The following is a 14,743-nucleotide window of genomic DNA, read 5'->3' on the forward strand; positions in this document are numbered from 1 at the left end:
GTTGACGGGATTTACGCGGGCTTGCCGCGCCGCCGCAGGTCGAACCAGAACGACAGCCCGACGCTCGCCAGAATCACGACCGTCGCGATGACCGTCGAGCGCGTCACGGGCTCGCCAAGCAGCAGCGCGCCCAGCGCCACTGCGACCACCGGATTCACATACATGCAGGAACTCGCGATGATCGGGCTCGTATGGCGGATCAGAAAACCGTACGCGACGTAGGCGGCCATCGTGCCGATCAGCATCAGGTACACGAAGGCGAGGAGCGGCAGGAAATGCACTTCCATCATCCGCTCGCCCGACACCCACGCGACCATCGTCGACATCGCGCCGCCCAGGCCGATTTGCAGCGACGTCGACAGAAACAGGTCGGACGGCAGTTTCAGGCGCGACGCGAGGTGCGCGCCGCCCGCCCAGAACAGCGCGCCGCAGAGAATCGCCAGACTGCCGCCCGCCGAGCCTTGCGTCTGGTCGCCGTGACTGAGAATGGCGATGCCGACCAGCCCGAGCCCGACGGCGAACCACTCGCCGCTCGCGATCTTGCGCCCGGCAATGGCCGCGATGACGGTCGCGAACAGCGGCACGGTCGCGACCATCACGGCCGCCGTGCCCGTGCCGACGGTGCGCATCCCGTACGCGAGCATCCCGCTCGACAAACCGACCAGCATCGTGCCGACCAGTCCCGCGTTGCGGATTTCCGCGAGCGGCGGCCAGACGGGCTTGCGGCGCATCGCGAAGATGAACAGCCCGACGCCCGCGAAAAAGTTGCGCAGACCCGACATCAGAAGCGGCGGGAACGAACCGAGCGCGACATGCACGGCGAGGTACGTCGAGCCCCAGACGATATAGACGACGCCCAGCGCGAGCGCGATCTGTCCGCCGTGCGATTGCGGCAGGCGGAACGGGAAACGGTCAGGAAGATTGAGCGCCACGTTCAGCCCGCCCGCGCCGGCGCTGGGGCCGCGGCCCCGTTGAATACGCACGAACGGGACGGCAGACGCCGCGTCGGCGACACGGCAAGAGGGGCAAAGCGGGCTGGCATGGCAGTAGAACGGTAGACGACAGTCGAACGGTTGTCGGACAGCAAGGGAGCACCAGGTCAATGGCGCGAATTGATGGCTTTCTCGATGCAGAATGCAACAACAGCAGCCAACGGGCGCGAATCGCGCGCCGCCGAGCATTATGCAATATCTGGACAACGCTTCGGCAAGAGAATCGTAACTTTCGTTGCAAGGGAGACGAAAACTCGAAATGGGCGGCGATCGCGGCGCTCTCTCCGCGCATTTGCTGCACGTGACGGTCGCGCCGGATGTGTTGCTTAGGCTGACTGATTAATCCCTCGCCCCCATTCATCATGACGCCCCGCATCGGGCATGAATGAGATTGCGGACTGCATCGCGGACACGGCGGCTGACAACGCCGCAATCTTCATGAAAGCCAGCCGTATGCGCCTCCTGCGCCCGTCGGCCGGTACGCGGTGCACCGCTGACGCTTCAATATCGAGACGAGTTGCCAAACCCCGGCCCGCCAGGTTATCGTGTGCGCTGCTAACGCGGGGGTCCTGCGTTGTGCGTCGACGGGCAACCGGCCCGGCACCGCACGGCGTGGGTGAGAAATACCCTTTGAACCTGATCTGGATAATGCCAGCGCAGGGAAGCGTTCGGGCTCGCCGCTTCACCTGCCGCACCGTCTCACCCTCCTCGCGCGAACCCGGTCCACTTCCCCTCCGTCTCGTTCTCCTGCGTAGCTGTAACGCCCCACAATTGCATGGAGAAGACGCATGAACGCCAATCCGAAATTCATTTCCGCGAACGCGCACGTCGACGAGGCCGCCGTTGCGCCGCTGCCGAACTCGCGCAAGGTCTACGTGACCGGCTCGCAACCCGACATCCGCGTGCCGATGCGTGAAATCACGCAAGCCGACACGCCGACGGGCTTCGGCGGCGAGAAGAATCCGCCCATCTACGTGTACGACACGTCGGGTCCGTACACGGATCCCGAGGCGAAAATCGACATCCGCGCCGGCCTGCCCGCACTGCGCCAGCGCTGGATCGAGGCGCGCGGCGATACGGAGTCGCTGCAGGGCCTGTCGAGCGATTACGGCCGCGAGCGCGCCGCCGATCCCGCCACCGCGCAGCTGCGCTTTCCCGGCCTGCACCGCACGCCGCGCCGTGCTCAAGCCGGCAAGAACGTCTCGCAGATGCACTACGCGAAGCAAGGCATCATCACGCCGGAAATGGAATACATCGCGATCCGCGAGAACCAGCGCCGCGCCGAGTATCTGGAAAGCCTGAAGACGAGCGGCCCGAACGGCGCGAAGCTCGCCGCGATGATGGGCCGCCAGCACCCCGGCCAGGCGTTCGGCGCGAGCGCGTTCGGGCCGAACGGTTTGCAGGAGATCACGCCCGAGTTCGTGCGTGAGGAAGTGGCGAAGGGCCGCGCGATCATCCCGGCGAACATCAATCACCCGGAAAGCGAGCCGATGATCATCGGCCGCAACTTCCTCGTGAAGGTCAACGCGAACATCGGCAATTCGGCCGTGACGTCGTCGATCGGCGAGGAAGTCGACAAGATGACGTGGGCGATCCGCTGGGGCGGCGATACGGTGATGGACCTGTCCACGGGCAAGCACATTCATGAAACGCGCGAATGGATCATCCGCAATTCGCCCGTTCCCATCGGCACGGTGCCCATCTATCAGGCGCTCGAAAAGGTCAACGGCAAGGCCGAAGACCTGACGTGGGAAATCTTCCGCGACACGCTGATCGAACAGGCCGAGCAAGGCGTCGATTACTTCACGATCCACGCAGGCGTGCGTCTGCAATACGTGCCGCTCACGGCGAACCGGATGACGGGCATCGTGTCGCGCGGCGGCTCGATCATGGCGAAGTGGTGTCTCGCGCATCATCGCGAGTCGTTCCTGTACGAGCACTTCGAAGATATCTGCGAAATCATGAAGGCGTACGACGTCAGCTTCTCGCTGGGCGACGGCCTGCGCCCCGGCTCGATCTACGACGCGAACGACGAAGCGCAGCTCGGCGAACTGAAGACGCTCGGCGAGCTCACGCAGATCGCGTGGAAGCACGACGTGCAGGTGATGATCGAAGGTCCGGGCCATGTGCCGATGCAGCTCATCAAGGAGAACATGGACCTGCAGCTGGACTGGTGCGACGAGGCGCCTTTCTACACGCTCGGACCGCTGACGACGGACATCGCGCCGGGCTACGACCACATCACGTCGGGCATCGGCGCGGCGATGATCGGCTGGTTCGGCACGGCGATGCTCTGCTACGTGACGCCGAAGGAACACCTCGGCCTGCCGAACAAGGACGACGTCAAGACGGGCATCATCACGTACAAGCTCGCCGCGCACGCCGCCGATCTGGCGAAGGGCCATCCGGGCGCGCAGGTGCGCGACAACGCATTGAGCAAGGCGCGCTTCGAGTTCCGCTGGGAAGATCAGTTCAACATCGGCCTCGATCCCGACAAGGCGCGCGAATTCCACGACGAAACCCTGCCGAAGGATTCGGCGAAGGTCGCGCACTTCTGCTCGATGTGCGGCCCGCACTTCTGCTCGATGAAGATCACGCAGGACGTGCGCGACTTCGCCGCGAAGGAAGGCATGAGCGACACGGACGCGCTGAAGAAAGGCATGGAGGTGAAGGCCGTCGAGTTCATCAAGAGCGGCGCGGAGATCTACCAGCGGCAGTGACGCCGGCCGTCGAGGCTGATTGACAGCGAAGCCCGCCTGCTGTTCGAAGGCGGGCTTTTTTGCGCGCGCTTTTTACCGCCGTGCGCGGCGTCGCGCAGGGTGTTTTTACGTCATGCCGTGATTATTCGAGAGGTCGAAACATTTGATTACCAAACCGACACTTTGCTGACAAGCCCATACAAACAGAAACGGCACCCGGCGATACCATCGAATCACCCGATCGGGAGCGCAATTTGCGAAGCCCGTCGATAAAAACGTCAGGGAGTCGAATCATGAAAACCTTCCATCGAATTGGTGCGCTGGCCACGCTCGTGGCCGTGGTGGCAAGTCTCTCCGCATGCGACGGCATGACCCGGCGACAGCGCGATACCGCGATCGGCGCGGGCGTCGGCGGTGCGGCGGGCGCGGTCATCGGCGGCAATGCACTGTCGACGCTCGGCGTCGCGGCCGTCGGCGGCGTGATCGGCAATCAGGTCGGCAAGTAACTGGCAAGCGGCGTAACGAGGCATTGACCGACGTGCGATCAACGCAATGACGCGATCGCACGCAACACGAATGACGACAAATCGCCATCGAAGGCGATGCAGGCAGACGGCCTCGAAACTTCACGCAGTACGATGCTGCATTGCGTGAAGCTTCGAAAGCCGAAGGGAGATGGGCAGAGTCCGGCGCGCATGGACGCGCCGGACATGTCCTGTTTTATCGGGTGTGTCTTCGCGCCTCCCGACTCGGGAAACACCCACTGAAATACGCCGTTACCACTTTGCGGTGCCATCCGCGCTGCGCTGACATACTCTGAAGAGATACAGCGCGGCTGCGACTATGCCCGACTTCCTGCTCCGCGCGAAAGCATTCGCTGCACGCATGAATCGCGAGGAGCACGTCATGAAACCGCTCGATGCAACGCTGCGCGCCGCCAGCGCCGTTGCAGCGCTGCTGCTGTCAGGCTGTTATTACTACGCGCCGTACGGCTACTACCCGGGCTACGGCTATTACCCCGCTTATCCCGGCTACGCTGCCGTTCCAACGGACGCCACACAGCAGGCCATACCCGTCGGTCCCGACGGCACACCGCAGAGTCCCCAAACCGAATTCACGATGCCCGGCGACGGCACCTCGCCCGCTACGCAGCCGCCCGCCTATAACGTGGCGCCCGCCGCGCCGCCGTATGGCGCGCCTGCGTACTATCCGATCGCCTATCCGTACGCTTACCCGTATCCGTACTATGGCTACGCGTGGCCGGGCTACTGGTGGCCGTCGGTGTCGTTCAGCTTCGCGTTCGTCGGCGGATGCTGCGCGTACGGCCATCACGGCTACTGGGGCCACTATGGCTACTGGAACCATTACACCCACTGGAACCACGGCTACTACGGCCACGGCGGGTACTATGGCCATGGCGGGGGATACTATGGCCATCCCTATTCGGGCGGCGGCGCCCACTACGGCCATGCCTCGTGGGGGAATTCACAGGGCGGCGGCATGCATTCCGGATGGGGTGGCGGTGGCGGCGGCGGCCGACGCTGGCATTGACTCCGCGGTGCTATTCCCAGCACTCCGCATCCATTCGTAGTGGCTCGCGAGGCCGCTACGAACCAGCCGGCACTTCTATTCCCGCAACACCTTCCTGCGTTTTCCCTGCTTGACTGTATCCGCCATCGCTCTATGCTTGCGGTTGCCAGTGCAACACCTGTTTAATTACGCAATCCGGCGCCTTCCGTTTCCGCGTTCCCACTACGCAACGGGCGCCGCCTTCATCCGTCCAGCCCTGCCGCTTCGCCGCGTAGGCGCAGTCTTCGCGTCGAATCGAACAACAACGAAGGAGACGTGATGTTTCACCAGCTATTGACGCCCATCGGCAACTCGCTGTTGCCATCGTTCATCGTTGCCGCTTTGCCCATCATCGTCGTGCTCGTGCTGCTGGGCTGGGCGCGGCGCCCGGCATGGCAGGCCTCGCTGGCCGGTCTCGTGGTCGGCCTGCTGATCGCGATTTTCGGCTGGCAGTTTCCCGTCGGACTCGCGCTCAACTCGGTCGCGGCAGGCGCCGTGTTCGCCTGCTGGCCGGTGATGTGGATCGTCGTGACGGCGATCCTGCTGTACAACATCGCGCAGTATTCGGGACGCTTCGCGGCCTTCCGCATGTGGATGATCGACAATCTGCCGAACGACCGCCGCATCGTGCTGGTCGTGATCGGCTTCTCGTTCGGCGCGCTGTTCGAAGGCATTTCGGGCTTCGGCACACCGATCGCGATCACCAGCTCGCTGCTGATCCTGCTCGGCTTCCCCGCGCTCGAAGCACTGACCTTCACGCTGATCTTCAACACGGCGCCCGTTGCGTTCGGCGCGCTCGGCGTGCCGATCACGGTGCTCGGCGCGGTCACGCACCTGCCTACCGATGCCCTCGCAAAAATGGTCGGCCGCCAGCTGCCGTTCTTCGCGCTGCTGCTGCCGTTTTACGTGATCGGCGTGTATGCGGGCTTCCGCAACATGCTGCGCGTCTGGCCCGTGCTGCTCGTCTCTGGTGGAAGCTTCGCGCTCACGCAGTTCGTGACGTCGAACTTCATCAACTACAGCCTGACGGACGTGCTCTCCTCGCTGGTGTCGCTGATCCTGACCATCGCCTTCCTGCGCGTCTGGCGCCCCGCCGCCGATCCCGCGTTCGCCATCAACGTCGATCGCGTGAACGAGACGCGCGGCAAGATTACGGGCACGCAGGGCTGGTATCCGTGGCTGATCGTGTCGGCCGTCGTGATCGTCTGGACGATCGCGAAGATCTTCATGATCGGCGACGTGAAGGTGCCGTGGCCGGGTCTCGACAAAGCCGTCTACATCACGTTGTACAACACACCGTATGGCGCGATCTGGGACTTCCAGCCGCTCGCGACGGGCACGGCCATTCTCGTCGCGTCGATCATCACGGCGTTCGTCGTCCGTCTGAAGCCGGCCGATTTCGGCCGCGCGATCGTCGATACGTGGGTGCAGACGCGCATCGCCATTCTGACGGTCGCGACCATCGTCGGCCTCGCGTACCTGATGAACTACTCGGGGATGAACTACACGCTGGGGCTCGGCGTGGCGTCCGTCGGCGCGTTCTTCCCGCTGGTGTCGGCGTTCCTCGGCTGGGTGGCCGTGTTCCTGTCGGGCAGCGACACGTCGGGCAATGCGCTGTTCGGCAATCTGCAGGTGGTGGCCGCCAACCAGCTGAACCTGAACCCGGTGCTGATGGCCGCGACGAACTCGTCGGGCGGCGTGATGGGCAAGATGATCTCGCCGCAGAACATCTCGACGGGCGTCGCGACGACCGATCTCAAAGGCAAGGAAGGCTACGTGTTCGCAAAGACCTTCAAGCATTCGATCCTGCTGACCGTGCTGCTCGGCATTCTCGTCTGGCTGCAGCAGAACGTGCTGCAGTGGATGATTCCGCACTGAAGGCCTGCTTGCGACACGGAAGCGGGCGCGGCCTGCGCGCGCCCGCTTCATGTTCTTCTGCGCGCATGGCGCGCGGGCGCGATAGACCTCGTCCCCGCCGCCCGGTTGCCGATTCTTGCTATTTCATTCCATCGTGAAACGACGCTCGTAAGCCGGGTGTTAACATGCGTACGCATCGCGACTCAACTGCGCGCGACACCCTCACGATGAATCCAGTCAACGTCTTCCAGCTTCTGATCCTCGCCGCGCTATGGGGCGCGTCGTTCCTGTTCATCCGCGTCGGGGTCGGCGATTTTGGCGTCGCGCCGCTGATGGCGCTGCGCGTCGGCATCGGCGCCCTGTTCCTGCTGGTTGTGCTCGTCGCTCGGCGTCCGCTGCGCGAGTCGGCCGCGACGCTGCGCACGCGCGCGTTGCCGCTGCTCGTGGTCGGCATTCTCAATTCGGCCGCGCCGTTCTGTCTGTTCGCGTATGCGGAAATCACGCTGTCGGCGGGCGTCACCTCCGTGATCAACGCGACCACGCCGCTGTGGGGCGCGCTCGTCGCCTTCGTATGGCTCAAGGACCGCCTGAGCGCGCTGCGCAGCGTCGGTCTCGTGATCGGCTTCGCCGGCGTGCTGATGCTGGTCTGGGATCAGATCGCCACGCCGGGCGGCACCAACATCTCGCCCGCGACGACGGCGCTCGCGGCGGCCGCGGCGCTCGGCGCGACGCTCCTCTACGGGATCGCCGCCAGCTACACGAAAAAGCATCTGACGGGCGTCGATGCGCTCACTGTCGCGACGGGCACGATGATCGGCGCGACCATCGTGCTGCTGCCGCTCGCAGTTGCGTCATGGCCCGCAGCCGCGCCGTCGATGAAGGCGTGGGGTTCCGTGATCGCGCTGGGCGTCGCCTGCACGGGCATCGCCTACATGCTGTTTTTCCACCTGATCGCCGTCGCGGGTCCGGCCCGCGCGATTACCGTGACGTTCGTCATTCCCATCTTCGGCATTCTGTGGGGTGCGCTGTTTCTGGGCGAACGCGTATCGATGGGGATGGTCGAGGGCTGCGCGGTGATTCTCGTCGGCACGGCACTGGCGACGGGCGTCATCAAGCGTATCCCGGGCTTCGGCGGACGACGGGTCAGCGAGCGGTGCTGAGTTGGGGGCCCTCCGTTTGGCGCGCATCAACGCGCGCCCCGTAAGCTGCTGATCTGATTTGAAGAATGGCAGACGCCGGGACGCGGCGAAACAAGACGGCCCCGTGTATGCCGCGATCATCGGAATTTGCGCGAACTGGGTTGACTGCGCCGGGTGCGATGGCCCGACTCACGAGATGACAGCACCGCGCCGCACATCACGGCGAGCACGATCAGGCTCACAACCCACATCCAGTACGGTATGACGTCGAACATGGCCGGTCTCGTCGTGGCGGCTGTCTCGATCGACATCCCAGCAAAACGCATGCACGCGCACTTTGCTTTCGCTGGAGAACGCTGCCGACACCCGGCGCGACGGCGATAAAAAAGCCCGCGTGACGAATCCGTCACGCGGGCTTTTTTTGCGTTGCTGCGCAAGATGCGCAGCGTGTCCGTCAGTGCAGTTGATCGACCATCAGCGACATGATCTGCTTCGCTTGCGACGACGAATCGATCTCACCCTTGTCGTCGACGACAGCGATGCGCGTCTGGTTCGGCGTCACCGCGCGCACGTTCACGCGATATTGCTTGGCGACCTTTTCCTTGCGGCCGTGGAACACCTGGCTCCAGAAGCCCTGCTCCGCCGACGACATGTCCTTCGGATCGACGTAGCGCACGAAGTACAGGCCACGCGTGCGATCGCGATCGTCGACGGTGAAGTTGCTGCGATCGAGCGCGAGACCGACGCGCAGCCACGCGCGGTCATACGGCTCGCCCAGCGTCAGTTCCGTGGACGACAATTGGGCCGACGTCTCGGTGGACGACACGTCGCGCACGGGCTGCTGTGCGGCCAGCGAGACGTTCGCCGCAGCCGTGGCTGCCGCCGCCGATTTCGCGCCGCTCGTCGCGGCATTCGGCGCCGTTTGCGAACCGGCCGGCGAGACAGCCGCGACGGTTGTCGCATTCGCGGTGCGCGTGCCCGTGTCGTTCTTGGCCAGCGTCGCCATCAGACGCTTCAGGTATTCGGTTTCGAGTGCGGGGTCGTTCGGCTTCGGTTCCCACTTGCTTGTGTCGTTGTTCGCGCCGCTCAGTGCTTCACGCAGCCCCTTCTGGCTGATGAACACGTACGTGCCGCCATTCGGCGCCGCTTCGAGACGCGTACGGTATTTGTTGCGCTCAGCCGTGACGTACGAATTGCCCATCGCCTTCGACAGCGTGCTGCGGATCAGGCCGTCGTTGATGGACGGGTGCGTTTCGTTCCAGTCCGTCTCCATCACGCCCTTGTCGCGCTGATCGACGACCAGCAGAAAGCCTTGTTCCTGCCAGAAGCGGCGGATTTGCGGCCAGGCCTTTTCCGGGCTCTGGTTGTCGAGCACCAGCCAGCTTTCCGTGCCGTCGCGCTGGATATGCATGCCACTGACGGCGGGCGCGACGGACGCAGTGGCCGGCGCCTCGCTCTGCACCTGCTGCAGCGTGGACAGCGACGTCTGACCGCTTTGCGGCGGGAGCGAACGCTGATCCGCGGTTTCCTCGATCATGTTCGGCGGAACAGCGAGTGACACTTCCTTCGATTTCGAGTCGCTCTTGTAGTCGATTTTGGTCGGCGACGACGTGCCGCAGCCGGCGACCAGACCGCCTGCCATCAGCAATGCTGCAAACCGCTTGGTGAGACGAAGTTCAGTCATGTTCTGGGAATCCTTCCGCTACGCCACGGCATGTCCGTGGACTAACCCATCATTTTACCGGCCCGGCGAGGCGAAGTGCAAAAAGCAGGCGTTACCTCGCCTTCTCGCGATTTCGCTCGCGGCCTGATTGCGGCCATTTTTGCGTCGACCGGCGTCTCGCCACTGAGTTCGAATGGCGAACTTTGGCGCATGCCGGCCCCGCGACGCAAAAAGCCGCCCGCATCATCTCACAATGAATCGGCGGACCGGCATTTCAGGCCACCTATCCGCCCAAAATTTAACGATTCGCCACAGTTTTCCGTGTCTTTGCCCGCACTGTCGATTCACATCTAATCCCTTGATTCTCTTACTCAAAACTGAGCAAGCGGCCTTCCGCCTTTTGAGATGAGCACCTGCTCTTCCCGCTTCGGCAGATCGCGCCTCAAAACCCCGGTGATATCTTGAAAAAACGATCTCAAAAACGTTCGAGGACCTTCAGGGAGACGCAGCATGACACTGAACGACACGCATCGCGCCATCGCCGTCGCGGCCTCGGCCACGTTCGCGTTGTGCGCAAACACGCTGGCCGCGTGCGATGCGCGCGCCGAACTCGGCGGCACGACTTACGCACTGCAGGCCGGCGAAAACTGCGCAGGGCACGCAGCGCCGGGTAGCAGGGTCCAGGTTCGGTCGACTGTCGATACTGGCGGCACGACCATCAACGAGTACGCCACCTGCAATGGCCTGATCTTCGCCTACGCATGGCAAGGTCCAACCATGCCGGACCTTGCGCGATTGCTGGGTCCGTATGCAGACGGATATCGCGCGAAAGCGGCGACGCAACTGAGCGCGTTCGGTCATCTTCACGCGTCGCGCGTCGAACAGCCGGATGTCGTCGTCGAATCCGGCGGACAGATGCGCAGCTATGTGGGCCGAGCCTGGCTGCCCGCCGCCGTGCCGAGCGGCTTTTCGACCGCCGATCTGCGCTGACAAGGCCACGATGATGACGAGCGCTTTGACATATGCTGTCCGATTCGCGCAGGCCACCGCTATGGCGCTGGTTGCGCTCGCCGTGGCCTTTGCGCTGCCAGGCTGCGGCGGCAGCGGTTCGGGCGCCTCCGGCACGCCGCCCCAAACGACGGCCGCGCCACCGTCTGCCAGCAGCACGCCTACGGCCAGCGCGCCCGTAGCGGACAGCTCGCCAATTGCCACCGTGCCGCAATCGACGGTCCCCAACGTCCATCCGATAGTCGTCACAACGACGCCCACGCAGACCCGCAACATGCTCACGACGAGCGTATCGATCTGCGCGCCCGGCACCGCCAACTGCGTGACGATCGATAACGTTCAAGTCGACACGGGCTCACAAGGCTTGCGCGTGCTCGCCTCGCAACTGCCCGCCAGCCTCGCGCTTTCGGCCGTATCCGCGGCTGCACCTGCAGGAGCGACGAGCAACATCAGCGCGGAATGCAGCGTCTTCGGCACCGGCTTCACGTGGGGCGCTGTGCGGACCGCCGACGTCCGCATGGCCGGCCAACTCGCCGCCGGCATTCCGATCCAGGTGATCGGCGATCCGACCGTTCCCACCGTCCCCTCCGACTGCGCCGCATCGGGCCTGCCGATGATGACGCCCAGCGCGCTGCGCGTGAACGGCATTCTCGGCATCGGCCTGTTCTCGGCCGATTGCGGCGGTGCCTGCATCGCGTCGGCCTTGCCGCGCTGGTACTACGCCTGCGATGGGGCGGGTGCGTGCACTTCGACCACCCAGCCGCTCGATCAACAGGTAGTCAATCCCATCAGCCGCTTTGCACTCGACAACAACGGCGTCGTGATCGACCTGCCTGCTGTTGGGCCGAACGGCGCCGCGACCGTCAATGGATCGATGATCTTCGGCATCGGCACGCAAGCCAACAACACGCTGGGCAGCGCCACCGTCCTGAAAGCCAACACCATCACGGGCTACGTGACAACCTCTCTCAATGGACAACCGTATTCGCAGAGCTTTATCGATAGCGGATCGAATGGCCTGTTCTTCCCGAGTGCGACGCTCGCGCGTTGCGGTTTCTGGTGGTGTCCCGCGTCGACACAAACGCTGACGGCCACCCTCTCGGGAACCGATGGCGCCTCGGCATCGCCGGTTTTCTCGATCGCTAATGCACAGACGCTGTTCGCCACGCAAAACTATGCGTTCGACAACCTCGGCGGACCTTCGAATGCGTTCGACTGGGGACTGCCGTTCTTCTTTGGCCGCCGTGTCTACACGGCGATCGAATCACGGCTGACTTCCGCTGGCCGCGGGCCGTACTACGCGTTCTAGGCACGCATCGGTATCCATGCACCGCTTCTCACCTCCCTTCGCTCGAAAGCTGGCGCGGTTTCCCTGAACACCACGCCAGCCTTCCGATCGCGATCAGTTGCCGAGCACGATGCCGATCCCGGCACGCACAATCGTGCTGTTGCTGCCCGCCGACGCAATACCCGCATTGAAATTGATCGTCCCCTTCTCATCCCAGCGCGAGACACCCAGCCCGAATGCCGCTTGCCCACGATAAGCTGCGACACCGGCGTTGAGCGTCGTGCGTCCCGGCAGATAGGGCGTGACGATCTGCAAAGCGGAAGCGGACGCGATGCCCTGGCGCGTGCTTCTATCGAGATCGTGAATCGACTGGTAGGTTTGATTAACGGCTGCATTCAACTGGTTCAGATTGACGGCATCTGTGCCGCGTGTGCCCGGCGCGACGTTGACGATCTGCCGCTCGCTGCCCACCTGACCGACCGATACGGTATTCGCCCGATCCGCGACCGAGCCCGCGCCCACCGCGACGGCCCCGCTAGCGAGCGCCTGGCTACCCGTGCCAAAGGCCGACGCGTTAGCGCCGTTCGCGACAGCTTGCGCACCGATCGCTGTAGACGCAGCGGCGTTCGACTGCGCACCGCCGCCGATTGCCGTTGCCTGATCGCCATTTGCGATGGCGGCCGCGCCCACCGCCGTAGCGTGCGTGCCCGTCGCGGACGCCGCTTCCGACGTTGCGTCTCCATTCGCGCTCACGAATGGCGATGGAGTGCCCTGGATCTGCGCGTTGGCAATGCGCCCGATCGCATCGTTCAATTGGGAAAGGTTGACGGCGTCGCTGGCCAGCACGCCGTTGGCCAGATTGTGGATCACCGTTCCACCCATCACGCCCTGCCCCAGCGTCACGCTCGAGTAATCGACCTGTCCGCTCGTGTTGTCGTACACCACCGCGCTCACCAGATGGCCATTGCCGTCGACAAGCCCGGCCTGCTTCAACTGCGCAACGTTGACGGCATCGGTGTCGGCCGTGCCTGCGGCAACATGCGTGATCTGCCGCTCGCTACCTGCCGAGCCGACCGAGACCGAGTTGGCGCGATCTGCCACCGCATTGGCGCCGAGCGCGACCGAGTTCGAAAACGAAGCCTGCGCGCCGCCGCCGATCGCAACGGAATCGGCGCCCGTCGCAAGCGAATCAGCAAGCGTCGAATTCGCATGAAAGAAGCGCGCCTCGATACCGTTGTTGATCACATTGCCTAGCGCGACGTTGAGGTCGTTGATCGCGCTGGTGTTGCTGGCGACGCGGCCATCGAGATTACCCAGCGCGTCGCCGACGTTACGAAACACGCTGCCGCCCACGCGATAGCTCGGCGCGACCACCGAGCCGTCCGTCGCCACAGACGCACCGCCGCCGAGCGCCGAAGCTACGGATACGCCCAGACCATGCAGCTGACTGCCGTTGACCGCGTCCTGGCTGGCAGCCGCGACGGCACCGTTGGCCACATTGGCGAGTTGCACAGGCGCACTCGCTGTCGCACCGCCCAGCGTTACCCTGTCGTGCGCCGACGAATCGTACATCACGGTGTCGGCCAGTCCTGAGGATACCGCGCCGCGCAACTGGCCGACGTTGACCGCGTCGGTGTCCGCCGTTCCCGCCGCGACGTTGACGATCTGGCGCTGCAGCGTCGCATTGCCCACCGATATCGTGTTCGCCCGGTCGGCCTTCGCGTTGGCGCCCAACGCGACTGCGCCGCTCGCCACCGCCGAACTGCCGGATCCCAACGCAAGTCCGTCCGTGCCAGCTGTGCCGGCGAACGCATTCACGCCGATCGCCACGGAACGTTGACCGTTCGCTATCGACAGCGAGCCGAAACTGAGCGCATCCGCTCCATCCGCAGACGCCATGTAGCCGATCGAGACCGCCCTGTCTGCATTGAAACCCGTCGACGCGCTATAGCCGATGACCGTCGAGTTGATGGCCAACGCCGCAGTACGTGTACCGACCGCCGTCGATCCCATGCGGACGGCTCCGGCTCCCGCCCCGACTGCGAGCGCGTTGCTGCCCGACGCGTTCGCGGACGGCCCGATGGCCATCGTGTTCAGTTCATTCGAGACCGCTGTCGGCGTGCCCGTCATGACGTTGGTGCTCACCGCGATGTAATCGGTGACGGCGGCCGCGAGCACGGCGGGCGACCACGCCGCTGCCCCCAGACTCACTGCTACAGCCATGCCGACGCACGCACGTTTCCGCTCAATACCCAATCCGCTCTGCAAATTGCTCATTCAAAACCTTGCTGCAAGAAACCACTTCTCTCCCCAAAACGCGGCACCCGCCAGGCTGTTCGTGCAATTGCTTCGGACACCGAATCAATAGGGATACGGTATTCAATCAGCGATTGCACCTACGACCGTCAGGGATGCCTCCTACGTACCGTCACTTCTTCGATGTCGGTTACGACAGGCAAATCCTACGGAGACGATGCGAAGGTCAATACAAGAAAACTCCCAAAGTCGGAATAATTCGATTCGCGAAC

The 14,743-nt window shown here is 64.0% G+C and carries 11 protein-coding genes and 1 riboswitch; of the genes, 7 read left to right on the forward strand and 4 right to left on the reverse strand.

The window, feature by feature from the left end; all coding sequences use genetic code 11:
- Positions 1-11 precede the first annotated feature (11 nt).
- Positions 12-932 (reverse strand): EamA family transporter, encoded by a 921-nt coding sequence (locus FRZ40_RS05645; protein ID WP_193566999.1) that lies wholly within the window; start codon positions 930-932, stop codon positions 12-14.
- A 612-nt stretch (positions 933-1,544) separates the two neighbouring features.
- Positions 1,545-1,673: riboswitch (TPP riboswitch) on the forward strand.
- Between the two features lie 107 nt (positions 1,674-1,780).
- On the opposite strand from FRZ40_RS05645, the gene thiC reads away from it, so the two are divergent.
- The 5 genes from thiC (at position 1,781) to FRZ40_RS05670 (ending at position 8,277) form a co-directional block, all read left to right on the forward strand.
- Positions 1,781-3,712, forward strand: coding sequence for a phosphomethylpyrimidine synthase ThiC (thiC, locus tag FRZ40_RS05650; RefSeq protein ID WP_028365877.1), 1,932 nt, complete (start codon positions 1,781-1,783; stop codon positions 3,710-3,712).
- 272 nt (positions 3,713-3,984) lie between these two features.
- Positions 3,985-4,197, forward strand: coding sequence for a hypothetical protein (locus tag FRZ40_RS05655; RefSeq protein ID WP_147233588.1), 213 nt, complete (start codon positions 3,985-3,987; stop codon positions 4,195-4,197).
- A 400-nt stretch (positions 4,198-4,597) separates the two neighbouring features.
- Entirely contained in the window at positions 4,598-5,242 is a 645-nt protein-coding gene (locus tag FRZ40_RS05660; RefSeq protein ID WP_147233589.1) for a hypothetical protein, read from the forward strand.
- 297 nt (positions 5,243-5,539) lie between these two features.
- Complete coding sequence (locus FRZ40_RS05665; protein WP_028368790.1) at positions 5,540-7,138, forward strand: L-lactate permease; 1,599 nt, start codon at positions 5,540-5,542, stop codon at positions 7,136-7,138.
- Between the two features lie 164 nt (positions 7,139-7,302).
- Complete coding sequence (locus tag FRZ40_RS05670) at positions 7,303-8,277, forward strand: DMT family transporter (protein WP_147233590.1); 975 nt, start codon at positions 7,303-7,305, stop codon at positions 8,275-8,277.
- A 116-nt stretch (positions 8,278-8,393) separates the two neighbouring features.
- Here FRZ40_RS05670 and FRZ40_RS44315 read toward each other — a convergent pair whose 3' ends face one another.
- A complete protein-coding gene (locus FRZ40_RS44315; RefSeq protein ID WP_167528641.1) occupies positions 8,394-8,531 on the reverse strand; it encodes a hypothetical protein in 138 nt (45 codons plus the stop codon).
- A gap of 179 nt (positions 8,532-8,710) precedes the next feature.
- A complete protein-coding gene (bamC, locus tag FRZ40_RS05675) occupies positions 8,711-9,940 on the reverse strand; it encodes an outer membrane protein assembly factor BamC (protein WP_028368792.1) in 1,230 nt (409 codons plus the stop codon).
- 489 nt (positions 9,941-10,429) lie between these two features.
- Between bamC and FRZ40_RS05680 the strand changes: the two genes are divergently transcribed.
- Both FRZ40_RS05680 and FRZ40_RS05685 read left to right on the forward strand, forming a co-directional pair.
- Complete coding sequence (locus FRZ40_RS05680) at positions 10,430-10,909, forward strand: DUF2844 domain-containing protein (RefSeq protein ID WP_147233591.1); 480 nt, start codon at positions 10,430-10,432, stop codon at positions 10,907-10,909.
- Positions 10,910-10,970: 61 nt separating this feature from the next.
- Complete coding sequence (locus tag FRZ40_RS05685) at positions 10,971-12,236, forward strand: DUF3443 domain-containing protein (protein WP_240057090.1); 1,266 nt, start codon at positions 10,971-10,973, stop codon at positions 12,234-12,236.
- A 93-nt stretch (positions 12,237-12,329) separates the two neighbouring features.
- Here the strand turns inward: FRZ40_RS05685 and FRZ40_RS05690 are convergent, their stop codons facing one another.
- On the reverse strand, positions 12,330-14,492 hold the full coding sequence (locus FRZ40_RS05690) for a YadA family autotransporter adhesin (protein WP_028368795.1): 2,163 nt from the start codon (positions 14,490-14,492) through the stop codon (positions 12,330-12,332).
- Positions 14,493-14,743 lie beyond the last annotated feature (251 nt).

The sequence above is a fragment of the Paraburkholderia azotifigens genome (assembly GCF_007995085.1).
GTDB classification, from domain to species: domain Bacteria; phylum Pseudomonadota; class Gammaproteobacteria; order Burkholderiales; family Burkholderiaceae; genus Paraburkholderia; species Paraburkholderia azotifigens.

Bases quoted from the DNA above. Each gene is read 5' to 3' on its own strand.
- bamC (WP_028368792.1), bottom strand. From the start codon at position 9,940: ATGACTGAACTTCGTCTCACCAAGCGGTTTGCAGCATTGCTGATGGCA.
- FRZ40_RS05660 (WP_147233589.1), top strand. From the start codon at position 4,598: ATGAAACCGCTCGATGCAACGCTGCGCGCCGCCAGCGCCGTTGCAGCG.
- FRZ40_RS05680 (WP_147233591.1), top strand. From the start codon at position 10,430: ATGACACTGAACGACACGCATCGCGCCATCGCCGTCGCGGCCTCGGCC.
- FRZ40_RS05655 (WP_147233588.1), top strand. From the start codon at position 3,985: ATGAAAACCTTCCATCGAATTGGTGCGCTGGCCACGCTCGTGGCCGTG.
- FRZ40_RS05665 (WP_028368790.1), top strand. From the start codon at position 5,540: ATGTTTCACCAGCTATTGACGCCCATCGGCAACTCGCTGTTGCCATCG.
- FRZ40_RS05690 (WP_028368795.1), bottom strand. From the start codon at position 14,492: ATGAGCAATTTGCAGAGCGGATTGGGTATTGAGCGGAAACGTGCGTGC.
- thiC (WP_028365877.1), top strand. From the start codon at position 1,781: ATGAACGCCAATCCGAAATTCATTTCCGCGAACGCGCACGTCGACGAG.
- FRZ40_RS05685 (WP_240057090.1), top strand. From the start codon at position 10,971: ATGGCGCTGGTTGCGCTCGCCGTGGCCTTTGCGCTGCCAGGCTGCGGC.
- FRZ40_RS44315 (WP_167528641.1), bottom strand. From the start codon at position 8,531: ATGTTCGACGTCATACCGTACTGGATGTGGGTTGTGAGCCTGATCGTG.
- FRZ40_RS05670 (WP_147233590.1), top strand. From the start codon at position 7,303: ATGCGTACGCATCGCGACTCAACTGCGCGCGACACCCTCACGATGAAT.